This window comes from Providencia sp. AGC89 (genome assembly GCF_053543535.1).
The window spans coordinates 52,015-76,367 of sequence record NZ_JBIXLP010000070.1 but is presented as its reverse complement, the minus strand read 5'-3'; the positions used below and the strand labels follow the sequence as shown (position 1 = coordinate 76,367).

Below are 24,353 nucleotides of genomic sequence, written 5' to 3'. Positions count from 1 at the left end.
TTATTATTCAGTAGCTAACATATGCATTGGTGAACGACTATGGGATTTCCATGTAGCTTGCATATCATCAAGCATGCGTTTATACAGTGCGTACTTTTGCTGATAAACGGTTTTATTCGCTGTATCCGGCTTGATGATATCGGCTACTTTGACCATCACTTCACAGGCAGCAAATACATCTGGGAAATGCCCTTCCATCACGGCCGCTGTCATGGCCGCACCCAGTGTGCCGTGTTCTTGAACATCTACAATTTCAAGCTGGCACTGGAAGATATCAGCAAAAATTTGTAGCCAAACTGGGGAATGCGTTATCCCTCCAGCAATACGAACCACATCACTGAGTTGTGGGTTAATCTTTCTTAACCTTTCAACGTGATAAAGATGACTAAACGCGACCCCTTCATAGATAGCACGCAAAAAGTGCCCACGATGATGAAAACTAGTGACACCAACAAACCCTGCTGTTGCATCTGGAATGGTATTGGAACCAAAAACAAAAGGAAAAAACATGAGTTGGCTTTCGCTTGGTGTTGTTGCAGCAACGAGTTGATTACAAAGCTCATAAACTGAACCACCCTTCGATTCTTCGAGTTGTTTGTCCGCTGCCATAAAATGTGTAATAAACCATTCTAAATTACTGGCAGAGGTTGGGCTGGCTTCTGTAATTTGCCATCTATTTTCCATTGGATAAATAGATGTCATAAATAGGTTTTTATCAACGACTGGCTTGTCTGTTACGTATTCATTAATACTCCACGTCCCCGCCACAATCGCTAATTTATTAATTTGGTTAACACCCGATGCTAAAGATGATGCTGAAATATCAAATATCCCCCCTGATACAGGAGTACCCGCACTTAGCCCCGTCAACTCAGCAATTTCGGGGGTGATATACCCACAACAATCTGTTGATAATTTGATTGGTGGCAGCTTGTCTTTCCACTCTAAACCGCCCCAAAATTCAAGAATTTCATCGTCATAACAACGGTCACGTACATTAATTAAGTTAGTCCCTGAAATATCTGTCAGCTCTTGGTATGCCTCACCTGTTAAATAAAAACGGATCAGGTCTTTGACCATAAAAATATAACGGGCTTTTTGTAAGCTCTCAGGTTCATGATCACGCAACCATGCAAGCAACGCAACAGGCTGCCCTGCCCAGATGGACTGCATCGTTTTTGGCAAAATATCACTTTCAAATCGAGGTGACCGATACCAGTTTTCGACATATTGTTTTGCTCGATTATCTGTGGATACGATACCATTACGCGTCGCATTTCCCTGTTCATCAACGAGGTACAACCCATTTCCGTGACCTGTCACAGATATACCAATAATATCCTCAGCATCTATAGCGGATTTTTTTAGCACCTCTTTAATAACTAAAAGATTTGATTGCCAAAGTTCTGCAATATCCCTTTCAGTGAAAAAAGGTTTTGGAGTGATCATTCGTGTCGTATTTGAAGCAATAGAGACGACCTGGCCTTCTAGGTTATAGATAGCTGCTTTGGTGACGGTTCCACCATTATCAATGCCCATGACATATTGTGTTTTCATTATGAGCCTCTTTGTAATCGGATTTTTATAATTGTTGTTTACCAAAGGGTATGTTCACTGGTTGTAATTCCGTTAAAGCCGGTATAGAAAATTTTATCGACAATATATTTTCTTTTTACAAATCCACCTGCAATGAATGGTTTATTACTTTGATTAAAGCTTCTTTTTAATAAATCAAAACAACTACAGGCATATTCAGCTGGTAATAATTCAATAGCATCAACATCAACTGAATTGTTTTTAACCATATTACTTGCTTGCTCTAATGAACGAGAATCCACTAGTAATACTCTGAATATTGTGTCTAACCCTTCTTTTTTTGCATAACGTAGAGCTGTAAAATTTGAAGAAATAACACCGTCAACTTTATAAAAGTTTTTAAGCACCGTAATACCTGATTGGTCAGGTTTAAATCCACCTAATAATTCTAAATGGACTAAAACTTTTTTCCCTGCCTTATGGCATTTTCCAATCATAGATTGCAAATTACCAATATCGGCATCTGGTAATAAAATATATTCAGAACGACAATTTAATGCCTTCTCAAAATATTTGTAATTTCTGACTGATGGAATAACGGTGTTATTTAAATTCATTATTTAATTCCAATTATTTTGTATTTTGATATAGAGCATAAGCTTCTTCAGGTGATGCCCCTTGGTGAATAATGGCATTTAAACCTGCAACCATTGCGATAGGTTTAGGGTCTTGTGTAATGTTACGCCCAACCGCAACACCTTTAGCCCCCATATTCATGCAATGCTCTACAAATTTAAAGTAGCCAAGTGTATCTGTTTTTGGTCCACCCAAAGCTAAAACAGGGACCATCGAAGCTTCAACAATCAGATAGTCGTCTTCGGTACCTGAAAAACGCGTTTTGATCACATCAGCACCCAGCTCTACGGCAATACGGGCGGCATCCGCAATAACTTTGGCTTCATTGGATTCTGGACTAGTCACTGGGTAACCATAAGGCAATGATTCTACAATGAAAGGCATATTCCATTGTTCTGCTTCTTTTACCAATCTAGCGACCATAGCGTGGGTTTTTTCTTCATTAAATGCGCCAGGAAAGGTCATACAAACCATGCCATCAGCATCTATTTTTAGTGCGTCCTCTGTCGTAAATACCTGTTGCGTGTCAGGTACACTGTTATCATATACATTCACCGTTGAATCAACACGCAGCACAATCGAAATGTCTTTAAACTCCTTCTGGTAATTCCTTGCCATACCGTAAGTTACCAGCGCACAATCCAACCCATTAGCGACTAATTCTGGCATTTGTTTTATTGTATTATCGATACCTTCTGTTTTTGTCGAGAAAAAATAACCATCTAATGCTAGCGTAACGGATTTCCCATCCTGAGCAAAAATCTTAGATAAACGACGTTGTTTTGACATAATATTTCCTTAGAATAAAAACAAAAAAAGCCCTCAGAGATCTGATTAAGATCTCTGAGGGCTTTCAGTTCACTGACCCTGTTATTTATATTTTTAATTATTAAAACCAAGTAATAGATTATTTGATCTTTTTTAAAAATATAAATTCAATTTATATTTAACCTAACTAATGGTTTTTCAATTTAACCTGAAAAAACATTAGTTATTAAGATTAATAAAAACAAATTAATCACTTTGTGTGTTATATATCTTTATTAATCTTAACTGGAGTATATCTTTATCATACAATCTTTCAAACTGTCTAACCGATTTTATTGTTTTGTGATTTAAATCCCGTAATCAATTTTTGATTTCAGTATTTTCAGATATTATTGGTTAATAACCACAAGAAACCATAATTAATTTAGCGTAGTTCTTTCTATACAGCAATAAACCACTTTATTTACAAGGGTAATAACTGATTAAATAACCTCATTTTCTGTTGATTATTTTTTATTATTCTCTATTCAATATCACAGAGAAAACAAAAAATCCCCCCTAGAAATATACATATGTATGTGACTAGGGTTAGAGGGTAAAGCCAATGCACCTAATGTGCATTGGCTTACAACATTTTTTAGTTGGACTCTATTTTAGCCCAAGTATCACGCAACCCTACCGTCCTATTAAAGACCAAGTTATCCGCGCTACTTAAACGGTTATCTGCACAAAAATACCCTTCACGCTCAAACTGATATGCTTTTTCAGGGGCTGCATCTTTTAAGCTTGGTTCAACAAACCCTTGGCGAATAACCAATGACTCTGGGTTGATTACCGACAGGAAATCCTCTTCTGCACCCGGGTTTGGTACTGTAAATAAGCGGTCGTACAAACGAATTTCCGCTGGCAGTGCGTGTGCTACGCTAACCCAGTGAATAACCCCTCTGACTTTACGCCCATCCGCAGGGTCTTTATTTAATGTACCTGCATCGTAGGTACAATAAATAGTCGTGATATTGCCCTCTGCGTCTTTCTCAACACGCTCAGCTTTGATGATATAAGCGTTACGTAAGCGAACTTCTTTACCTAAAACTAAACGTTTATATTGACGATTTGCTTCCTCGCGGAAATCTGCACGGTCAATATAAATTTCATTGCTAAATGGCACTTGGCGAGTGCCCATCTCAGGTTTATTTGGGTGATTTGGTGCCGTTAAGATTTCTTCACCAGCAGGCATGTTTTCAATCACCACACGCACTGGATCAATAACCGCCATTGCACGCGGAGCTGACTCATTCAGGTCATCACGAATACAGGACTCTAATGATGCCATTTCAACGTTGTTGTCTTGCTTAGTGACACCAATACGTTGGCAGAACTCGCGGATAGAAGCAGCGGTATAACCACGACGGCGCAAACCTGAAATGGTTAACATGCGTGGATCGTCCCAACCATTGACATGTTTTTCTGTCACTAATTGGTTCAGTTTACGCTTAGACATCACCGTATATTCCAAATTCAGACGAGAAAACTCGTACTGACGTGGATGACAATCAATCGTGATGTTATCTAATACCCAATCATATAAACGACGGTTATCTTGGAACTCAAGTGTACATAAAGAATGTGTAATACCTTCTAACGCATCAGAAATACAATGTGTGAAGTCATACATCGGATAAATGCACCACTTATTACCAGATTGGTGATGTTCCGCAAACTTAATACGATATAAAACCGGGTCGCGCATCACCATAAATGGGGATGCCATGTCAATTTTAGCACGTAAACACGCTTTACCTTCCTCAAAGCCACCTGCGCGCATTTTTTCAAATAATGCTAAGTTATCTTCAATTAAACGCTCACGGTATGGGCTATTTTTACCCGGCTCTTTCAAAGTCCCGCGATATTCACGGATTTCATCAGGGCTGAGCTCATCAACATAAGCAAGACCTTTGTTGATCAGTTCAATTGCGTATTGATACAAAGTATCAAAATAATCAGAGGAATAACGAACATTCCCCGTCCATTCAAAACCTAGCCATTTAACGTCTTCTTGAATGGAGTTAACGTATTCGACATCTTCTTTTACAGGGTTGGTATCATCAAAACGTAAATTACATTGTCCCTGATAGTCCTTGGCAATGCCAAAATTCAAGCAGATTGATTTCGCATGACCAATATGTAAATAGCCATTCGGTTCTGGTGGAAAACGTGTATGCACTGATGTGTGTTTTCCGCTCGCCAGATCTTCATCTATGATCTGACGGATAAAATTTGTTGGGCGAGCATCTGCCTCATTCATTGTCATCATTCCTCAATGCCAAAAGCGCGCTAAAAGCGTGTAGTATCTGAATATATTCTATCATAATCAATCAGGAAACAACCGTTTGATTGCGCTTAGCCACCAAAAGGTGCAACAAACTGGAATTTAGGGCAAAAAACTCCCGACATCAGCCCAATTCATTTTTAAGTGAACAACATCACCATTAACACCACTAGCAATAATAGCGGATAACTTTGTGCATGACGTTTATCACTAAGATAAGGCATTAGTAAACCAGCAAAGCGAATTCCCAGCCATGACGCTGCGATTAAAATCAATGCACCTTTAATGTAGATCATCCCAAGGAAACCCGCGCCAAGGTCAATGTGTTGGTCGATAGCAAAAAAGAAGTACGTCAATGTTCCTGTAATCGCCATTGGTAATGTCAATGGATTGGCAAATGCAGCCGCTTGGATCATACTCGCGCCTCTACGTCGCATTAAAGGGACTGTCATCACGCTCCCACCGACCCCAAGAAATGCAGCCACAGCACCAATCACCACCCCAATGGGGGTATCTGCAAAAATGCCCCCTTGTGATGCGGTTACACCATTTGCCTGTGTATTCATAAAACCAGGGCGGATAAAGCAATCTAAAATAGTAATGACTAAGTAACCTATAAATATCCAACGGATCAACGCACTATCTATTGATAGCGCCACTATTGCCCCAAAAATTCCACCAATTGAAATAGGGATAACAAAGGGACGTATAATCGGCCAACTCAGGTTGCCTTTAAGGTAATGAGTACGGCTAGAAAGCGCCGATGAAAAGATCATTACACAGGTTGATGTTGCTACCGCAATTTGCATTGCTACACTGCTTGCCTCGCTTTGCGGCCCCCACACTAAAATAATCAAAGCATATAACAGTGGAACCGTAATAAAACCGCCACCAAAACCGAATAATGCCGTTGTTATTCCTGAAATAAATCCAAACAAACACAGTAGCCAATCCACAGATAAGTCCTCATGAGTCATTGAAAAGTTATCTTATCGATGAAAAAAGCCCCTTGCTTATGCAAATTAGACAACCTAGTTTGAGATTTCGCCAATATGATTAACACTACTTGATGAATACAAATAAAGGGAGCTCAACTCCCTTTATTTAACATCATTCAAACATGAATAATAATTACCATTCGTTCCGATAATCAAATGAAACTTGATACACAAATTTATCTAAATCAATTTGATGAATGACATGACTTTGAATTTCAATTACCCATTCTTTTTGCAAATCAAATACTCCGTTGTTAATAATATTTTCATCTTTAGGAGCAATTGTTTTATCTATCAGAAAATCATCATCTCCAAAATCTTCTGAATATTCTTCACCCATAAATTCACCAGTTTGCTTATCAAACCATTGAGTATGTAGTTTTAATCCCATTGTTTATTCCTCTTCATAGATATTTTTTTATATTACGTTTAGGATCTGCTGGTTTCAATTGTTTACCACTTTTTGGATCGAATGCACCTATATGCTGCCCATCACTACCTCTATATCCCTCCAATTCTCCATGTTGAGAATCCCACTCATAGATTTTACGCCCTTTGTCACCAACCCACCGATTACGCCGTCCCCCACCACCTTGTTTTGGCGTTTTTCCTTGCACTGGCTTTAATTCACCTAAGCCTTTTATTTCATCAACTTTAGGTGCAGGATGATAAGAATGACCTTTTTCTTTAACACCTTTTCTTTCATCATCTTTTCCCTTCCCTTTATTTTTCTTACCGCCTTTGCTTGCCGCAATATAAATTGGCTTGACACCGATGTTCTCAGAAAAAACAATAATAAAAGGAGATTGCGGGTTAGAACTTGAATTTATAACGGAAGTTGGAAAAGAAGGTGAACTAATCGGGATGCCTGAAGGCCGTTGAATATCATATATTTCACCAGGTAACGATTTCAATCTCTTCGGGTTAGGTAAGGGAGTACCTGTGAAAACCTCAGGTTTTCCTATCTGTATATATCTATCTTTTTGTTCATTTGGCAGTGAATAACTAAAAAGCCCTTTTTGTTCAGTGGGGATTGCTGGTATAACTCGAGTCTCGACTGGTGAATTTGTTGGTGTTAATTCAATAATTTTTTGTCCATTACTTATATGCTCTGTAGGAACGGCATAAGTTTCAACAATGCCCTTGTTACGACTCACCTCTCTTAATATTCGTTCCTCTGGTACTCTTAATTGTTCCCCAACGGGTGTCCTTGCTGTATTTGTATTCCTTGTTAAATAATCAAAATCATGTTTTGAAAAGCCATGTAATGTATCTATTCCGGGTGCACCCGCTGGTGGCGAATATGTTAGTAATCCAATACCTAATCCCACCGACCGCCCAATAACAGTACCTAGAGGGTCACTGTTAGAAAGAGGGGTGACACCGAGTTTGAAAGTACTGACTGGTGCAGCATGGCTGATTATTAGAGGGGACGGTTTTAAGGTTGATAAAGAAGCATTTAATGCTGAAGTAAGTACAGGAGGAATTGTTACTGCTTGATTATCAAAAATTTTATATCTTAGGCTGTCTGTTACTGACTCATATATTTTTATTTTACTTTTAAAATCCTCCCTGAGCATAGATAGTGTTTGTGCAAATGTTTTTATATATATTTTTTGTGCTTCTAAAAAATCACCTCGCCTAAATGCATCCATCATCTGTTTAGCACGCTTATCATATGTCAGAAAAGGGCAATCTTGTTCCCCACACCTAGGGCAAAGGTTACACTTCAATATGTTCATGATGTCATCATTTTGCTGCATAGATGTTCCTTATCAAAAGAGTGTGTTATCCCAAACACTGCCCACAAAGCTAACAATTAATTATATTTTCTTTATACACTGGACTCAATTGATACTGATTATCATTATTTGTTATGCCCTATATGATTATCTTTTTCTTATTTAAACTGCATAAACAAAGAGGGTGGCCTAAGCCACCCTCTTACTCACTTATAATATTAAACTGAATTATTTCAGAACATTATAAATAACGGTTTCACCTGCTTTCACGTCACCTTCAACTAAAATTTCGATGCCAGCAAAATCATCGATATTGCTGATGATAACTGGGCTAATCATTGATTTAGCATTAGCTTCAAGGAACGGTAAATCTAATTTCAGGATAGGTGTACCCGCAGTCACTTCTGCACCTTCTTCCACTAAACGAGCACAACCTTCGCCTTTCAGTGCAACCGTATCAATCCCCATATGAACGATGAGTTCGACACCGTTTTCTGTTTCAAGGCAGAATGCGTGGTTAGTTTCGAAAATTTTCACCACCGTACCTGATGCCGGCGCTAACACTTCGCTGCTTGTTGGTTTGATAGCAATACCATCACCCACAATGCGGCTAGAGAATGCTTCATCTGGTACGTCGTCAAGGGAGAAAACTTGACCACTTACTGGCGCAACTAAGGATAGAATCGCATTACCTTTTGCTTTCTCAGGCTCTGCGGCTTTTTTCTCTTCTGCCGCTGCAACTGGCGCAGAACCTGCAATTGGGCCTTTTGCAATCACTTCAGTCATTGCTTTTGCGACCAATTCAGCTCGAGTCCCCACAATCACTTGAACATTCTGTTTGCTTAAACGGATAACACCTGAAGCGCCCAAACGTTTGGTCATGGCATCATTAACAACTGCTGAATCTTTAACGCCTAAACGTAAACGCGTAATACAGGCATCAATACTGACGATATTGTCGCTACCACCTACTGCGGCAACATATTGGCGCGCTTCTTTTTGGATATCGCTGTCACTGCTATCAGCAGGGCTAATGCTTTCGTCATAACCGTCAATGGTTTCGTCACCCGCACTTTCTTCACGACCTGGCGTTAACAGGTTAAATTTGCGGATCATAAAGCGGAAAATGACATAGTAAATACAGAAGAATACTAAACCTTGGACAATCAACATATACCACTGAACAGCTAATGGGTTACGTGATTGCAACAGCATATCGACTAAACCTGCACTGAAACCGAACCCAGAAATCCACTCCATGGTGGCTGCGATATATACCGAAATCCCCGTTAATAATGCATGAACAACATACAGTATTGGCGCCACGAACATAAATGAGAATTCAAGAGGTTCAGTGATACCAGTAAAGAATGCCGCGAATGCACCCGCGATCATGATACCCGCTACTTTTGCTTTGTTTTCTGGACGTGCACAGTGGTAAATCGCTAATGCTGCACCCGGCAAACCGAACATCATGATTGGGAAGAAACCAGCTTGGTAGCGGCCAGTAATACCCACAGTTGCAAGACCTGCTTCAATAGACTTAGCACCGCCTAAGAAGTTTGGAATATCATTGATCCCTGCAACGTCAAACCAGAACACAGAGTTAAGTGCATGGTGCAAACCAACAGGAATTAATAAACGGTTGAAGAAGGCATAAATACCGGCACCAACTGAGCCTAAATCTTTAATGCTTTCACCGAAAGACACTAAACCGTTATACACCACCGGCCAAACATACATCAGTATGAAGGCTAAGATGATCATTAAGAAAGAAGTTAAAATCGGGACAAGGCGACGACCACTGAAAAACGACAATGCTTTCGGTAGCTCAACACCACTGTAACGATTGTACAATTCAGCAGACAGTACCCCAACTAAGATACCGACGAACTGGTTATTAATTTTACCAAATGCCGCAGGAACCGTTTCCAACGGAACATTCATAATCATGGAATAAGATGCAGGAGAACACAGTGTTGTCACCACTAAGAAGCCGACAAAACCGGTCAGTGCAGCTGCACCATCCTTATCTTTTGACATTCCATAAGCAACACCAATTGCAAACAGTACGGACATATTATCAATAATTGCCGCACCAGATTTAATCAGTAACGCCGCGATTGCACTATTCGCTCCCCAACCATCTGGGTCGATCCAATAGCCAATCCCCATAAGGATTGCTGCGGCTGGTAGTACAGCAACTGGCACCATAAGTGCCCTACCAATCCGCTGTAAGTAGCTAAGAATATTCACAAACTCCCCCTTTATCGCCCTATTTTTGCCCCATTTACGGGATCTTCTTGTTCACACACCTAAATCATAATTTAGGTTATTGAGAGTATCAATTTCATAGTCTAAATTAATTGTTTCGCGATGCAAAATAAATAGGTGTGATTTGTGATAAATGTCAACGAAATAGTTCCTGATATGACTAAATTAGTAGCTATTATTGAAAACTTATTTTATGATTAAAAATAACTTATTTAAGCCATTAACCTGTATATTCTCAGCACACTTGAAACGATGTTATGAGATAAAAATAACATGGCAACCAAGTGATAACGCACAATAAATTTGAAGTATAACGAGTATTCCTATATCTAATGAATAACATCAGGGATACATATATACATGAAAGATTTCACAGACTTATTAGAGGTAATAGAGACATGAGGCTAATCCCACTTAACAATGCACATGATGTCGGAATCTGGTCCGCACAGTACATCGCTGATAAAATCAATGCATTCAACCCAACTGCAGAGAAACCTTTTGTACTTGGTTTGCCAACAGGTGGTACCCCCCTAGCAACATATAAGGCACTGATTGCTTTATACAAAGCGGGTAAAGTGAGTTTTAAGCACGTAGTAACATTCAATATGGATGAATATATTGGTATTCCAGCTAATCATCCTCAAAGCTACCATACCTTTATGCATGAAAATTTTTTCAATCATATTGATATCCAAGCTGAAAATATCAACTTACTTAATGGCAATGCCCCTGATGTTGATGCCGAATGTCAACGCTACGAAGATAAAATTAAATCTTTTGGTAAAATAAACCTGTTTATGGGCGGCGTTGGCAATGATGGCCACATTGCTTTTAATGAACCCGGTTCATCTTTGAATTCTCGCACGCGAATTAAAACGTTAACACCAGAAACTCGCCAAGCAAATTCGCGCTTTTTTGACAATGATATTAACCAAGTACCTAAGTTTGCATTAACCGTAGGTGTTGCCACATTAATGGATGCCCAAGAACTGATGGTCTTAGCTACTGGTGCCAATAAAGCGAATGCCGTACACGCTGCCGTTGAGGGCTCTGTTAACCATATGTGGACAATCAGTTGTGTGCAAATGCACCCGAAAGCACTGATTGTTTGTGATGAACCCGCAACACTCGAATTGAAAGTCAAAACACTTAAATATTTCAAACAGCTAGAATCTGAAATTCTTGAGAAGTTTAACTAAGATTATATTTATCAATCACCCGATCAGCGAAAGCTGGTCGGTGACCCAAATCCCCAGAGGTCAGGAGTTTTAAGCCATGTATGCACTAACTAATTGCATTATTTATACAGGTCATGAAAGACTGGATAACCATGCTGTCATCATTGATGGTAAAATCATCAAGGATGTTTGTCCTGTCGCTGAACTGCCTGCCAATATTCCACAGCATGATTTACAAGGGGCTATTCTCTCCCCTGGTTTTATTGACTTGCAGGTCAATGGCTGTGGCGGTGTTCAATTCAATGATAATAAAGAAAATGTTACATTGAAAAACTTGGATATCATGCAAAAAGCCAACGAGCGCACAGGCTGCACAAGTTATTTACCGACATTGATCACTTGTTCAGATGAGCTAATGAAACATGGCGTTGAAGTCATGACTGAATACTTAAAAGAACATAAAAACCAAGCGCTTGGGCTTCATTTAGAAGGCCCTTACATTAATGTCATCAAAAAAGGCACACATAACCCCGAGTTTATTCGTCAACCAACAGCACAAATGATTGATTACTTAGCTTCTCACGCAGACGCTATCACTAAAATCACCTTAGCACCTGAAATGGTTGAACAGGGTTATATCCGTCAATTAAAAAACGCGGGTATCGTTATTTCAGCAGGGCACTCTAATGCCACATATGAAGAAGCCAGACTGGGCTTTAAAGCGGGTATAAATTTCTCAACCCACCTTTTCAATGCTATGCCATATATTTCAGGCCGAGGACCAGGGTTAGTCGGTGCCATTTATGACACACCGGAAGTGTATGCTGGAATTATTGCTGACGGTTTACATGTACAATGGGCAAATATTCGCAACAGTAAGCATTTAAAAGGTGATAAATTAATTTTAGTCACAGATGCAACTGCACCAGCAGGGATTGATCCGCAAACTGGTGAAATGGATCATTTTATCTTTGCAGGTAAAACCATATACTACCGTAATGGATTATGTGTGGATGAAAATGGCACACTCAGCGGTTCATCACTGACTATGATTGATGCAGTCAAAAACAGTGTAGAACACGTCGGCATTGCATTGGATGAAACACTTAGAATGGCAACGCTCTACCCCGCAAGAGCCATTGGAGTTGATAACACCTTAGGGTCGATTGCTCCTGGTAAAATTGCGAATTTGACCGCGTTTAACCACGACTTCAACGTCCTCGCAACCTACGTTAACGGAGACGAAGTCTACAAAAAATGAGTAACTAGCTAATGAATCAAAGCCACTCGCTAAAGCAAATTGGTAATATTGATCTCGTCAAACAATTAAATAGTGCCGTCGTTTATAGCTTGATTGACCAACAAGGTCCGATATCAAGAATTCAAATAGCGGAGCAAAGCCAGCTTGCCCCAGCCAGTGTGACTAAGATCACTCGCCAACTACTCGAACGTGGTTTAATCAAGGAAGTTGACCAGCAGGCCTCCACTGGGGGCCGCCGTGCCATTTCAATTGTTTCTGAACATAAAAATTTCCATACTATTGGTGTCCGTTTAGGGCGCTATGATGCCACCATAGCCTTATACGACTTAGGTGGTAAAATGATTATTGATGGTCATTATCCTATTACAGCGCCTTCTCAGCAGGCTGTCGAAGAAAAGTTAATTGCTGCCCTTGAAGACTTTATTGATAAAAACCATCGTCGCCTTAAAGAGTTAATCGCAATTTCTGTTATCCTTCCGGGGTTGGTTAACCCTCACAGCGGTATTGTCTATTACATGCCGCATATTAAAGTTGATAACTGGCACCTTATTGATAATTTACAATCACATTTTAATATCACTTGCTATGCTGGCCACGATATTCGCAGCCTAGCCCTTGCTGAGAGCTATTTTGGTGCAACCCGTGATTGTGAGGACTCACTTCTAGTACGTATCCACAGAGGCGCTGGAGCAGGCTTAGTTATTAACAAAGAAATCCTGCTCAATCACCGTGGGAACTTAGGGGAGATTGGTCACATCCAAGTAGACCCACTGGGTGAACTATGCCACTGTGGTAATTTTGGTTGCTTAGAAACCATTGCCTCAAACCAAGCTATCGAAGCCCGCGTAAGACAGCGCCTAGAACAAGGTTATTCAAGTTCTCTGACCGCAGAAACCTGTACAATTTCTCATATCTGCCAAGCGGCCAACAAAAGTGACCCGCTAGCGACTGAAGTCATCCAACATGTCGGTCGTCAGATCGGTAAAGCCATTGCTATTTCAATAAACCTCTTCAACCCTGAAAAAGTGGTTATTGCAGGTGACATCACAGAAGCCGAATTGGTTCTTATTCCGGCGATCCAAAGCTGCATTGACACTCAAGCCCTTAAAGGTTTTAGAGAAAACTTACCTATTGTCACATCACAACTTGTCCATAACTCAGCAATAGGCGCATTTGCCCTCACCAAACGAGCTATGCTTAATGGTGAGTTACTGCAAAAATTATTTGAAAATTAATTTCTCCGTTTATTTTTCATAAAAGCAGGTTTTATGCCTGCTTTTTTGTTTTCCCCTAACGCGAAAACTCAGCAATTCATTGGATTGATTAAACTTAAATAACTTAAATTTTAAAGCTGGGTTCCACTCTGTTTTCACTAAGTATACGTTTTCAACGCTGCTATCATTCGAATAATTCCCCTTCCATCTTGATCCTCCCGAAAAAGATTTTTTCAAATATGGGCTTGTTTTTTGCTGGCTTTATCGACAAAATGATTATTCATCAGACAAACAGACGCATTTTCTGAAAAATAGTGCAAAAAGCTGTTGACTGTCGTGTCTGTAATTAGCATAATGCGCCCCGCAACGCCGACGAAGGTTATGCAAAAAAAGATGGCTATGTAGCTCAGCTGGTTAGAGCACAACACTCATAATGTTGGGGTCACAGGTTCGAATCCCGTCATAGCCACCATTATTTGCGGGAGTGGCGAAATTGGTAGACGCACCAGATTTAGGTTCTGGCGCCGCAAGGTGTGCAAGTTCAAGTCTTGTCTCCCGCACCATTTTCCTTCTCGGTAGCATTGAATTTAAGATTGGGGTATCGCCAAGCGGTAAGGCACCAGGTTTTGATCCTGGCATTCCCAGGTTCGAATCCTGGTACCCCAGCCATCTTAATACAATCTGTAGTAGAATTCCCGGATGGGGTATCGCCAAGCGGTAAGGCACCAGGTTTTGATCCTGGCATTCCCAGGTTCGAATCCTGGTACCCCAGCCATCTACTATCCTATCTAGATTGTCAAAAACTTCATTTTGAAAAACATAAAATGGCTATGTAGCTCAGCTGGTTAGAGCACAACACTCATAATGTTGGGGTCACAGGTTCGAATCCCGTCATAGCCACCATTGTTTGCGGGAGTGGCGAAATTGGTAGACGCACCAGATTTAGGTTCTGGCGCCGCAAGGTGTGCAAGTTCAAGTCTTGTCTCCCGCACCATCTACCTTCTTGGTAGAACAAAATTTAAGATTGGGGTATCGCCAAGCGGTAAGGCACCAGGTTTTGATCCTGGCATTCCCAGGTTCGAATCCTGGTACCCCAGCCATCTTTCTTCACTTCCTTCTTTCATTTTTCCTATCTCAGTTTACTGATTGATTTTCTCCTATAATATCAACTCGATGCCATGCTATTTTGGTTTATTCTTTTTATTAAAAACTTAAATAGAAACAATTTGGCATTCCACGAATAAATCCATACATCTCTTTCTACACACGCTATTTTTATAAATTTTCCATATTTTCATGCTGGTTATTAGCTGAAAAATTTCTTTTCATTGCCTGCCTTTTACAAATCATCATTATCCGACAAATAACAAATTTAGTTCCTTACAGTTAAAATAGGTCAACATTTAACGCATAAAATTTACCTTTGCTTAACTTTTATATCAAATATGTGACTTAAGTCATTTTTTATTAACCAGTGAAAGTGATAATCTTCCGACGAATTGTAGTTAGGTGTGATTAATGGCGGGTAAGATCCTTTCTAGCTGCGGTCATTAGTACATTCAATCCCATCTTCCATTCCAATTGATTAGCTCTCAAAAACTCTAATAAAAGTTTTAAAACCTAATAATTATAAATTGCCAAACGTAACATTTTTACAGAGAAAATTTATGCGAAACATGATAAAGCAACCAATATATAAGATTTTATATGTTCAAGTGATCGTAGCCATCTTGCTCGGTATTGCACTTGGTCACTTTTTCCCTGAGGCCGGAGAATCATTAAAACCACTTGGTGATGGGTTCATCAAAATAGTAAAAATGATCATCGCACCCGTCATCTTTTTAACCGTAGTAACCGGTATTTCAGGGATGTCTAATATGAAAGCGGTCGGCAGTGTCGCTGGTAAAGCTATGCTGTACTTTCTGACTTTCTCAACCATTGCATTATTTATCGGCCTTATTGTCGCGAATGTCATCCGCCCAGGTTCTGGGCTTAATATCGACCCAGCAACGCTCGATAGCACAAAAGTTGCTAGCTATGTCGAAAAAGCCCATGAGTCTTCCATTGTTGGCTTTTTGATGAACATCATTCCAGATACGGTCATTAGCCCATTAGTGAATGGTAATATCCTACAAGTCTTATTTATTGCGATTATTTTCGGGTTAGCATTAGCCGCAACAGGTAAACATGGTGAGCCAATAGTTAAATTGCTGCAAAACTTTTCTGAACCTGTGTTCAAAATGGTTGCGATGCTAATGAAACTAGCACCTATCGGGGCATTTGGGGCAATGGCATTTACCATTGGTAAATATGGTATTTCATCTATCGGTAACTTAATGATGCTGATAGTAACTTTCTACATTACCTCCCTGCTCTTTGTCTTAGTTGTTCTTGGCGCTGTCGCAAAATACAACGGCTTCTCAATCATCGAACTCATTAAATACATCAAGGATGAACTTTGGCTCGTTTTAGGGACTTCTTCTTCTGAAGCTGCACTACCAAGTTTGATGAGAAAAATGGAACGGGCTGGCTGTGAAAAATCAGTTGTAGGTTTAGTGATCCCAACAGGTTATTCATTCAACCTTGATGGTACCAATATCTATATGACCATGGCTGCACTGTTTATTGCCCAAGCCACTAATATTGAACTCACAATTTGGCAGCAACTTTCTATACTGCTTGTCGCAATGATCAGCTCAAAAGGAGCTGCAGGGGTGACTGGCGCAGGGTTTATTACTCTCGCAGCAACATTAATGGTAGTACCAAGCATCCCTGTTGCAGGTATGGCATTAATCCTCGGTATCGACCGTTTTATGTCAGAATGCCGTGCTTTAACTAATTTAGTTGGTAACGCATGCGCCTGTATTGTCGTCGCCCGTTGGGAAAAAGAATTAGATACCGAAAAGTTAGCACATGCATTTTCAGATAAAAATGCGACATTTGACCCAGAGCTAACTGAAGGTGATAGCATTATCAATATCAATAAATCAAATGATATACAACCTATTGATCTAGTTAACAATAAACCACATTTATTACCTTAAATAAAATAGGCCGCTGGTAGCGGCCTATTTTATTGTCCATTTCACATCAACGTTATAACCCTAAGGCATATTTCAATGCCAGTTTTTTAGCTTCTCCAGCGCGCTGAGCTGCCATTAACCCGAGGTTTCTTAACATTTTCAACCCCGGTAAACTTTCACTAAATGCCATATAGAAAACATCCATCCCTGCTTGCATAACTAAGTTGTCAGGTAAACGACGACGCTGATAACGTTTTAATACCTCAATGGAGCACCAAGGCTGTAGATATTCACGTGCATAAATGACTTCTTTTAACAACGCATCTACATCACGGTACCCAAGATTGACGCCTTGCCCCGCTAATGGATTAATGGTGTGCGCCGCATCGCCAATCAGTGCTAGACCATCAAGAACATAGCGGTTCGCGTGATGACGTGTTAATGGGAAAGCCCCTGAAGCCACTGCGGTTATTGGCCCTAAACGTTCAGGGAAGGCCTCTGAAACCGCCCCTGTTAACTGTTCCATCGACATCCCTTGCAGACGCCTAATTTTGTCAGGGCTATCATACCAAACCAAAGAAGCCCAGTGATCATATAAAGGCAAGAATGCTCTAGGGCCCGATGGAAAAAACTGTTGCCATGTTTTATCTTGCTGAGGTTGCTGTGTTTGAATAGTAATTAACATACATGATTGGCGATATTGCCAACCACGGTTGCCAATCCCCGCCATTTTACGCACTTGGGAGTTAGCGCCATCGGCTCCCACAACAAGTTGCGCTTCTATAGTTCGGTTATCATCTAATTCAATACACCACGTTTTTTGGTTCTGAGGCCGATATAAATTAACCAACTGCGCAGGGCAAACCAATTCTAAATTGTCGTATTTTTCACACTCACGCCATAGTGCAAGTTGCAGTACGCGGTTTTCAACCATAAACCCGAGTTCTGGCAACCCAAGGCTTTGAGCGTCAAAAAGAACATTGCTACCCGGTTCTTCCCATGTTTCTAGCTGCCTGTAAGGGGCACTCCTCATGGCCTCTACATGCTGCCAAGCACCTAATTGTTGCAATAATTCAACGGATGCACGGCTAATCGCAGAAATACGGACATCAGGTGCGCTTTGTGGATCGAATGCCGCTGGTTTTGCCTTTTCAAGCAAAGCGACTCGCATGCCTTCTTGGGCAAAGCCCAATGCTGCCGCGGCACCCGTCATACCGGCTCCCACCACGACAACATCATAAGATTCGATTAATTTATTCATCACATTAGCTACACTATTCATTGTTTGATGGGATTATTATTTGATTAAGCTATTGTACCCAATATTTGCGGCTCTCACAGAAAATATCCATGTTAGAAACCCATAAGAGTGCTACATTGAGTGAATACCGCGACGCCATAAGTGGCCTGTTTTGCTTAAAAGCCGTTAATTTGCATAAAAATTAACCACAAATACTCAACATCCTCTAGTCACTGATGCCTCAAATGAATACAATACGCCCTAACTTTAAAACAATAGGCAAATTGCCTGCCCTTAAATTTGGTGTAGTGATATTATTTTAAATATCTTTGCATTTATCCCATCATACAATGATGTTCTTCATCAAAATGCATGCAAGTTCCCAAAAAGAGGGTAGGACTTTGGATTTACAACGAGTTTCGAGGTCCATTACACTAGCCGCTTCGAAAACACCGGATATACGACATGTCGACGAATAAAAAGCTATACATTAAAACTTGGGGTTGCCAAATGAATGAGTATGACTCATCCAAAATGGTTTCTTTATTGGAAAACACCCATGGTTACCAACTCACTGAAGTTGCAGAAGAAGCTGATTTATTACTGCTAAATACCTGCTCAATTCGTGAAAAAGCGCAAGAAAAGGTTTTCCATCAACTCGGGCGTTGGAAAACGTTTAAGGATAAAAACCCAGATATCATTATTGGTGTCGGCGGTTGCGTAGCCTCACAAGAAGGGGACTTTATCCGTCAGCGTGCACCAAGTGTTGATATTGTTTTCGGTCCACAGACCTTACACCGCTTGCCTGAAATGATTAATCAGGTGCAAGGTACCCGTAGCCCTGTGATTGATATCAGTTTCCCTGAAATTGAAAAGTTTGATCGCTTACCTGAACCACGAGCAGAAGGCCCAAGCGCATTCGTTTCAATTATGGAAGGCTGTAATAAATATTGTACTTTCTGCGTAGTGCCTTATACACGAGGCGAAGAAGTTAGCCGCCCTTGTGATGATATTTTATTTGAAATAGCACAATTAGCAGCACAAGGTGTCCGTGAAGTTAACTTGTTAGGGCAAAACGTTAACGCTTATCGTGGTGAAACCTTTGATGGTGAAATTTGCTCATTTGCCGAATTATTACGCCTCGTTGCTGCTATCGATGGGATTGACCGTGTACGCTTTACAACCAGTCATCCAATTGAATTTACAGATGATATCATTGAAGTATACCGTGATACCCCTGAATTGGTGAGCTATTTACACCTTCCAGTGCAAAGTGGTTCTGACCGTATTCTTACCATGATGAAACGGGCTCATACCGCACTAGAATATAAAGCCATTATTCGCAAACTGCGTGAAGCTCGCCCTGGTATTCTTATTAGTTCAGATTTTATTGTTGGCTTCCCTGGCGAAACTAACGATGATTTTGAAAAAACCATGAAGTTAATCGCTGATGTGGATTTTGATATGAGTTTTAGCTTTGTTTACTCAGCGCGTCCCGGTACACCTGCGGCCGACCTTCCAGATGATGTCAGTGAAGATGAGAAAAAACAGCGTCTATACTTATTACAGCAGCGCATTAACCAACAAGCCATGAGCTTTAGCCGTGCCATGTTAGGCTCTGTACAACGCATCTTAGTGGAAGGCCCTTCACGTAAGAGCCTCATGGAACTTTCTGGCCGTACCGAAAATAACCGCGTTGTGAATTTTGAAGGCACACCGGATATGATTGGTAAATTTGTGGATGTAGAAATCGTGGACGTCTATGCAAACTCCCTACGCGGCAAAGTGATCCGCACAGAGGAGCAAATGGATCTTCGTGTTCACGAATCCCCTGCATCTGTCATTGCACGTACTCGTAAAGAAGATGAGCTAGGTGTTGGCAACTATCAACCCTAAGTAATAATCTAACGATAGGATATTCAGTGACCGATACAACAACTTTGCAAATCGCAACACAAGAAATCTTTCTAGAACCCGCAGATAACCAGCGTTTAATGAGCCTCTGCGGGCCATTTGATGACAATATTAAGCAACTTGAACGCCGTCTTGCCATCGAAATTAACCGACGCGATAACCGTTTTAAAATATCGGGCAAACCACTTAATGTACAAGCGGCAAGTAAAATTTTACGCCAGCTGTATGTGGATACCTCCCCTGTGCGCGGTGTTATTCCGGATATAGACCCTGAAAACATTCACTTAGCGATACTCGATAGCCGTGTCTTAGAGCAATCCGCTGACAGCGTGCCAGACTACGGTAAGGCCGTGAATATCAAAACAAAACGTGGTGTAATCAAGCCTCGTACACCAAACCAAGCGCAATATATCGCAAATATTTTAGACCATGATATTACGTTTGGGATTGGCCCTGCTGGGACAGGGAAAACATACTTAGCTGTTGCCGCTGCTGTTGATGCACTAGAGCGCCAAGAAGTTCGCCGAATATTGCTAACTCGTCCAGCTGTTGAGGCTGGTGAGAAGCTCGGTTTCTTACCGGGGGATCTAAGCCAAAAAGTTGACCCTTATCTTCGCCCCCTTTATGACGCCTTATTTGAAATGTTAGGCTTTGAAAAAGTTGAAAAACTGATTGAGCGAAACGTGATTGAAGTTGCGCCATTGGCGTATATGCGCGGCCGCACCTTAAATGATGCTTTTATTATTTTAGATGAAAGCCAAAACACGACCATCGAACAGATGAAAATGTTTTTGACGCGTATTGGGTTTAATTCCAAAGCGGTGGTAACAGGGGATATTACTCAAGTTGACTTACCGCGCGGCAGTAAATCGGGTTTACGTCACGCCATAGAAGTCCTTTCTGGGGTTGATGATTTAAGCTTTAATTTTTTCCACAGTGAAGACGTTGTTCGTCACCCAGTAGTGGCTAAAGTTGTTATGGCTTATGAAGCATGGGAAGAGCAAGACAATAAGCGCCGCCAGCAGTTACGTGAAGAAAAAGAACGACAACAGCAATTTGAAAAGCAGGAAAACCAATAAATGAGTGGCATCGATATTATTCTCGATTTACAAATTGCATGTGAAAATCCGGACGGCTTACCCTCTGAAGCTTTATTTGAACGCTGGTTAGCCGCAGTACTGCCTAAATTTCAAGCGCAAAGTGAAGTCACCATTCGCATTGTAGACGAAGCGGAAAGCCATCATTTAAACTTAACCTACCGAGGAAAAGATAAGCCCACAAATGTATTATCTTTTCCTTTTGAAGCACCGCCGGAAATTGAGCTGCCATTATTAGGCGATTTAATTATTTGTCGTCAAGTTGTTGAGCAAGAAGCGATTGAACAACAAAAAAGTGCTGAAGAGCACTGGGCACATATGGTGATCCACGGTTGCTTACATCTACTAGGTTATGACCATATTGAAGATGATGAAGCTGAAGAAATGGAAAGCTTAGAAACTGAAATCTTAGCAGAATTAGGTTATGACGACCCCTATCTTGCAGAGAAAGCATGATCTAACTATAATTTTTCTAGTTATCTTTTATAAAAAAGCATTATTTTACAAAAAACTGACGGTAATTATGAGGATAAACCGTCAGTTTTATGCTAAAAAAGAATCAAGCAAGTTGTTTTTATTAACTAACCTAGCTCTAAATACTTTAACTTGTGCTATTAAACCCATAGCCGAGTACAGCTAACAGCGCTGTAGTTCAAAGTATGTCGAGTATTTTATTGAGGAATACAAAATTAACCGCCATGAGCGACGATAACTCTTCGAGTAGCGATAACCCTGGTCCTAAGAAAGGGTTTTTTGCACTATTAAATCACCTGTTCCACGGTGAACCTAAAAATCGTGATGACTTAGTCGAATTAATCCGCGACTCTGAACAAAACGATTTGATTGATCCTGATACCCGCGAAATGCTTGAAGGGGTAATGGACATTGCGGATCAACGCGTACGCGATATTATGATCCCGCGTTCCCAAATTGTTACCTTAAAACGCAATCAAACGCTTGATGAGTGCCTTGATGTCATTATTGATTCAGCCCACTCACGCTTCCCTGTTATTAGTGAAGATAAAGACCACATAGAAGGTTTATTAATGGCAAAAGATTTGCTGCCATTTATGCGCACTGACGCAGAACCTTTTAGTATCGATAAAGTCTTACGTCAAGCAGTTGTTGTACCTGAAAGTAAGCGAGTAGACAGGCTACTCAAAGAGTTCCGCTCTCAACGCTACCATATGGCTATCGTCATTGACGAGTTTGGTGGTGTGTCAGGGCTTGTTACCATTGAAGATATTTTAGAGCTTATTGTTGGCGAAATCGAAGACGAATATGACGACCAAGATGACGTTGATATCCGTCAACTCAGTCGGCATTCTTATTCTGTCCGCGCGCTGACGCAGATAGAAGACTTCAATGATGCTTTTAATACACAATTTAGTGATGAAGAAGTTGATACCGTGGGCGGTTTAGTTATGCAAGCCTTTGGTCACTTACCTTCCCGTGGTGAAGTTATCACTATAGACAATTACCAATTTAAAGTTGCCATGGCAGACAGTCGTCGAATTCTTCTGCTTCACGTGAAAATTCCAGATGACGCGCCAGTTCCGACTTTGGAAGAAGAACAGACTTAATGAATTCAACGTCTATTTATAAAAGTCAGCGGTTACGGTTACTGCTGGCTTTACTATTTGGAGCCAGTGGAACACTGGCTTTTTCGCCTTTTGATATCTGGCCCGCTGCACTACTTTCTATTCTTTTCCTTCAATTACTCACCTTACAGCGGACGGTTAAGCAATCTTTTTCGATTGGCTTTGCTTGGGGGTTTGGTTTATTTGGTAGCGGTGTCAATTGGGTTTACGTGAGTATTGCTGACTTTGGTGGAATGCCTGGCCCTGTTAATGTACTTATCGTTATTCTTCTGGCGGCATATCTCTCTCTTTATACCGGTCTATTTGGGGCATTACTCACTAAATTTGCTCCCAGTGCCAATATCTGGCGTTTAGTCTTCCTTGCACCTGCACTTTGGCAGTTAACTGAATTCCTACGAGGTTGGGTATTAACTGGCTTCCCATGGCTCCAATTTGGTTATAGCCAAATTGATGGGCCAATGAAAGCATTAGCACCAGTTTTTGGTGTTGAAATGGTTACCTTGTTGCTATTTAGTATCAGTGGCCTATTAGTGCTAGCGATAATACGCCGCAGTTTTATGGCCTTAATAGCGGCTGCGGTTTTATTGTTTGCCCCCCTACTTGCCAAAAATATTCAATGGTTCACCCCTCTTGAAGCCAAAAAAATGCAAGTCGCTTTAGTACAAGGCAATATTCCCCAATCGATGAAATGGGAAGCCAGCTTTTTACAAAAGACCAAAGACACCTATATGGAGTTATCAAGGCCTTATATAGGTAAAGCTTCACTGATCATTTGGCCCGAATCTGCCGTCCCTTCCGTTGAACTCGATAACCAAGCTTGGTTAAAATCCCTCGATCAACTGCTGGCAGGCTCTAATACGCGCTTAATAACCGGAATTGTCGATGCAAGGCCAGCGAATGGTGAGTATGAATTTTTTAATACTATTATCGTATTAGGTGATAAAACGCCGTATCTTTACCCTTCTAAAAATCGTTATAACAAACACCATTTAGTTCCATTTGGCGAGTTTGTTCCCTTAGAGGATATACTACGCCCTATTGCCCCTTTCTTTAACTTACCTATGTCAGGTTTTAGCCGAGGTGATTATCAACAAGCTCAGCTAGCGGTAGGGAATATGCATCTTACAGCCGCAATTTGCTATGAGATAATCTTAGGTACGCAAGTTAGAGATAACTTTAAGCCAGATAGCGATTACTTACTTACCGTATCGAATGACGCATGGTTTGGAAAATCGATTGGTCCATGGCAGCATTTCCAAATGGCTCGAATGCGTTCGTTAGAATTAGGTCGCCCATTACTACGCTCAACCAATAATGGAATTACTGCTGTGATCAGCGCTGACGGGACAATCCAAGATATACTGCCTCAGTTTAAAACAGCGGTACTTGCCACTGATGTCATCCCGACGACAGGGTTAACGCCTTATGCACGTTGGAGCAATTACCCAATGTGGGCCGTGGTTGTCATCTTTGGCTTACTAGGTTTCACAATGAACCGACGTAGAAAAATTTAATCTGTCATCAGCCTCAATAAGCAAA

18 protein-coding genes and 7 tRNA genes are annotated in these 24,353 nt (G+C 40.8%); 16 read left to right on the top strand and 9 right to left on the bottom strand.

Features of this window, described 5'->3' with window-relative positions:
• Window positions 1–3: 3 nt before the first annotated feature.
• From ACIPUA_RS15680 to nagE, 8 genes are all read right to left on the bottom strand, one after another.
• Window positions 4–1,557, bottom strand: a complete 1,554-nt coding sequence (locus tag ACIPUA_RS15680; RefSeq protein ID WP_166687358.1) for an FGGY-family carbohydrate kinase — start codon at window positions 1,555–1,557, stop codon at window positions 4–6.
• Between the two features lie 38 nt (window positions 1,558–1,595).
• On the bottom strand, window positions 1,596–2,153 hold the full coding sequence (locus tag ACIPUA_RS15675; RefSeq protein WP_042848322.1) for a glycerol-3-phosphate responsive antiterminator: 558 nt from the start codon (window positions 2,151–2,153) through the stop codon (window positions 1,596–1,598).
• A gap of 13 nt (window positions 2,154–2,166) precedes the next feature.
• Window positions 2,167–2,961: a class I fructose-bisphosphate aldolase gene (locus ACIPUA_RS15670; RefSeq protein ID WP_042848324.1), complete on the bottom strand. Its 795-nt coding sequence runs from the start codon at window positions 2,959–2,961 to the stop codon at window positions 2,167–2,169.
• 616 nt (window positions 2,962–3,577) lie between these two features.
• Complete coding sequence (gene glnS / locus ACIPUA_RS15665; RefSeq protein ID WP_042848325.1) at window positions 3,578–5,245, bottom strand: glutamine--tRNA ligase; 1,668 nt, start codon at window positions 5,243–5,245, stop codon at window positions 3,578–3,580.
• Window positions 5,246–5,409: 164 nt separating this feature from the next.
• On the bottom strand, window positions 5,410–6,225 hold the full coding sequence (locus tag ACIPUA_RS15660) for a sulfite exporter TauE/SafE family protein (protein WP_449059859.1): 816 nt from the start codon (window positions 6,223–6,225) through the stop codon (window positions 5,410–5,412).
• A 175-nt stretch (window positions 6,226–6,400) separates the two neighbouring features.
• Window positions 6,401–6,658 carry a colicin E3-like toxin immunity protein gene (locus ACIPUA_RS15655; RefSeq protein WP_449059855.1) on the bottom strand — a complete coding sequence of 86 codons (258 nt, stop codon included), beginning with the start codon at window positions 6,656–6,658 and terminating at the stop codon, window positions 6,401–6,403.
• 13 nt (window positions 6,659–6,671) lie between these two features.
• Entirely contained in the window at window positions 6,672–8,030 is a 1,359-nt protein-coding gene (locus ACIPUA_RS15650) for a colicin E3/pyocin S6 family cytotoxin (protein WP_225832868.1), read from the bottom strand.
• A gap of 207 nt (window positions 8,031–8,237) precedes the next feature.
• Window positions 8,238–10,265, bottom strand: coding sequence for an N-acetylglucosamine-specific PTS transporter subunit IIBC (gene nagE, locus ACIPUA_RS15645; RefSeq protein ID WP_042848330.1), 2,028 nt, complete (start codon window positions 10,263–10,265; stop codon window positions 8,238–8,240).
• A gap of 416 nt (window positions 10,266–10,681) precedes the next feature.
• Here nagE and nagB point away from each other — a divergent pair, with 416 nt between their 5' ends.
• From nagB to ACIPUA_RS15590, 11 genes are all read left to right on the top strand, one after another.
• Window positions 10,682–11,485 carry a glucosamine-6-phosphate deaminase gene (gene nagB / locus ACIPUA_RS15640; protein WP_042848332.1) on the top strand — a complete coding sequence of 268 codons (804 nt, stop codon included), beginning with the start codon at window positions 10,682–10,684 and terminating at the stop codon, window positions 11,483–11,485.
• Window positions 11,486–11,561: 76 nt separating this feature from the next.
• The gene (nagA, locus tag ACIPUA_RS15635; protein WP_449059854.1) at window positions 11,562–12,725 is read left to right on the top strand and encodes an N-acetylglucosamine-6-phosphate deacetylase; all 1,164 of its coding nucleotides are present in this window, start codon (window positions 11,562–11,564) and stop codon (window positions 12,723–12,725) included.
• Between the two features lie 11 nt (window positions 12,726–12,736).
• Window positions 12,737–13,960, top strand: a complete 1,224-nt coding sequence (nagC, locus tag ACIPUA_RS15630; protein WP_042848335.1) for a DNA-binding transcriptional regulator NagC — start codon at window positions 12,737–12,739, stop codon at window positions 13,958–13,960.
• Between the two features lie 374 nt (window positions 13,961–14,334).
• A tRNA-Met gene (locus ACIPUA_RS15625) sits at window positions 14,335–14,411 on the top strand.
• Window positions 14,412–14,417: 6 nt separating this feature from the next.
• A tRNA-Leu gene (locus ACIPUA_RS15620) sits at window positions 14,418–14,502 on the top strand.
• A 31-nt stretch (window positions 14,503–14,533) separates the two neighbouring features.
• Window positions 14,534–14,608: transfer RNA gene (locus ACIPUA_RS15615), tRNA-Gln, on the top strand.
• Window positions 14,609–14,639: 31 nt separating this feature from the next.
• Window positions 14,640–14,714 (top strand) — tRNA-Gln (locus ACIPUA_RS15610).
• A 51-nt stretch (window positions 14,715–14,765) separates the two neighbouring features.
• Window positions 14,766–14,842: transfer RNA gene (locus ACIPUA_RS15605), tRNA-Met, on the top strand.
• Between the two features lie 6 nt (window positions 14,843–14,848).
• A tRNA-Leu gene (locus ACIPUA_RS15600) sits at window positions 14,849–14,933 on the top strand.
• A gap of 31 nt (window positions 14,934–14,964) precedes the next feature.
• Window positions 14,965–15,039 (top strand) — tRNA-Gln (locus tag ACIPUA_RS15595).
• Window positions 15,040–15,606: 567 nt separating this feature from the next.
• Entirely contained in the window at window positions 15,607–16,983 is a 1,377-nt protein-coding gene (locus ACIPUA_RS15590) for a dicarboxylate/amino acid:cation symporter (protein ID WP_048606364.1), read from the top strand.
• Between the two features lie 52 nt (window positions 16,984–17,035).
• On the opposite strand, the gene ubiF is transcribed toward ACIPUA_RS15590, so the two are convergent.
• Complete coding sequence (gene ubiF / locus ACIPUA_RS15585; RefSeq protein ID WP_042848339.1) at window positions 17,036–18,223, bottom strand: 3-demethoxyubiquinol 3-hydroxylase; 1,188 nt, start codon at window positions 18,221–18,223, stop codon at window positions 17,036–17,038.
• Window positions 18,224–18,667: 444 nt separating this feature from the next.
• Here ubiF and miaB point away from each other — a divergent pair, with 444 nt between their 5' ends.
• From miaB to lnt, 5 genes are all read left to right on the top strand, one after another.
• Window positions 18,668–20,098 (top strand): tRNA (N6-isopentenyl adenosine(37)-C2)-methylthiotransferase MiaB, encoded by a 1,431-nt coding sequence (gene miaB / locus ACIPUA_RS15580; RefSeq protein ID WP_042848340.1) that lies wholly within the window; start codon window positions 18,668–18,670, stop codon window positions 20,096–20,098.
• 44 nt (window positions 20,099–20,142) lie between these two features.
• On the top strand, window positions 20,143–21,195 hold the full coding sequence (locus ACIPUA_RS15575) for a PhoH family protein (RefSeq protein WP_042848420.1): 1,053 nt from the start codon (window positions 20,143–20,145) through the stop codon (window positions 21,193–21,195).
• Window positions 21,196–21,669: an rRNA maturation RNase YbeY gene (gene ybeY / locus ACIPUA_RS15570; protein ID WP_042848341.1), complete on the top strand. Its 474-nt coding sequence runs from the start codon at window positions 21,196–21,198 to the stop codon at window positions 21,667–21,669.
• 242 nt (window positions 21,670–21,911) lie between these two features.
• On the top strand, window positions 21,912–22,796 hold the full coding sequence (gene corC / locus ACIPUA_RS15565; protein ID WP_042848343.1) for a CNNM family magnesium/cobalt transport protein CorC: 885 nt from the start codon (window positions 21,912–21,914) through the stop codon (window positions 22,794–22,796).
• Entirely contained in the window at window positions 22,796–24,328 is a 1,533-nt protein-coding gene (gene lnt, locus ACIPUA_RS15560; RefSeq protein ID WP_449059853.1) for an apolipoprotein N-acyltransferase, read from the top strand. The genes corC and lnt overlap by 1 nt, the downstream gene beginning before the upstream one ends.
• Window positions 24,329–24,353: the final 25 nt, after the last annotated feature.

Excerpts from the sequence above, each read along its gene's own strand:
- lnt (WP_449059853.1), top strand. The coding sequence starts at position 22,796 with ATGAATTCAACGTCTATTTATAAAAGTCAGCGGTTACGGTTACTGCTG.
- nagA (WP_449059854.1), top strand. The coding sequence starts at position 11,562 with ATGTATGCACTAACTAATTGCATTATTTATACAGGTCATGAAAGACTG.
- corC (WP_042848343.1), top strand. The coding sequence starts at position 21,912 with ATGAGCGACGATAACTCTTCGAGTAGCGATAACCCTGGTCCTAAGAAA.
- ybeY (WP_042848341.1), top strand. The coding sequence starts at position 21,196 with ATGAGTGGCATCGATATTATTCTCGATTTACAAATTGCATGTGAAAAT.
- ACIPUA_RS15675 (WP_042848322.1), bottom strand. The coding sequence starts at position 2,153 with ATGAATTTAAATAACACCGTTATTCCATCAGTCAGAAATTACAAATAT.
- nagC (WP_042848335.1), top strand. The coding sequence starts at position 12,737 with ATGAATCAAAGCCACTCGCTAAAGCAAATTGGTAATATTGATCTCGTC.
- ubiF (WP_042848339.1), bottom strand. The coding sequence starts at position 18,223 with ATGAATAAATTAATCGAATCTTATGATGTTGTCGTGGTGGGAGCCGGT.
- glnS (WP_042848325.1), bottom strand. The coding sequence starts at position 5,245 with ATGAATGAGGCAGATGCTCGCCCAACAAATTTTATCCGTCAGATCATA.
- ACIPUA_RS15590 (WP_048606364.1), top strand. The coding sequence starts at position 15,607 with ATGCGAAACATGATAAAGCAACCAATATATAAGATTTTATATGTTCAA.
- ACIPUA_RS15680 (WP_166687358.1), bottom strand. The coding sequence starts at position 1,557 with ATGAAAACACAATATGTCATGGGCATTGATAATGGTGGAACCGTCACC.
- ACIPUA_RS15655 (WP_449059855.1), bottom strand. The coding sequence starts at position 6,658 with ATGGGATTAAAACTACATACTCAATGGTTTGATAAGCAAACTGGTGAA.
- nagB (WP_042848332.1), top strand. The coding sequence starts at position 10,682 with ATGAGGCTAATCCCACTTAACAATGCACATGATGTCGGAATCTGGTCC.
- ACIPUA_RS15650 (WP_225832868.1), bottom strand. The coding sequence starts at position 8,030 with ATGCAGCAAAATGATGACATCATGAACATATTGAAGTGTAACCTTTGC.
- miaB (WP_042848340.1), top strand. The coding sequence starts at position 18,668 with ATGTCGACGAATAAAAAGCTATACATTAAAACTTGGGGTTGCCAAATG.
- ACIPUA_RS15670 (WP_042848324.1), bottom strand. The coding sequence starts at position 2,961 with ATGTCAAAACAACGTCGTTTATCTAAGATTTTTGCTCAGGATGGGAAA.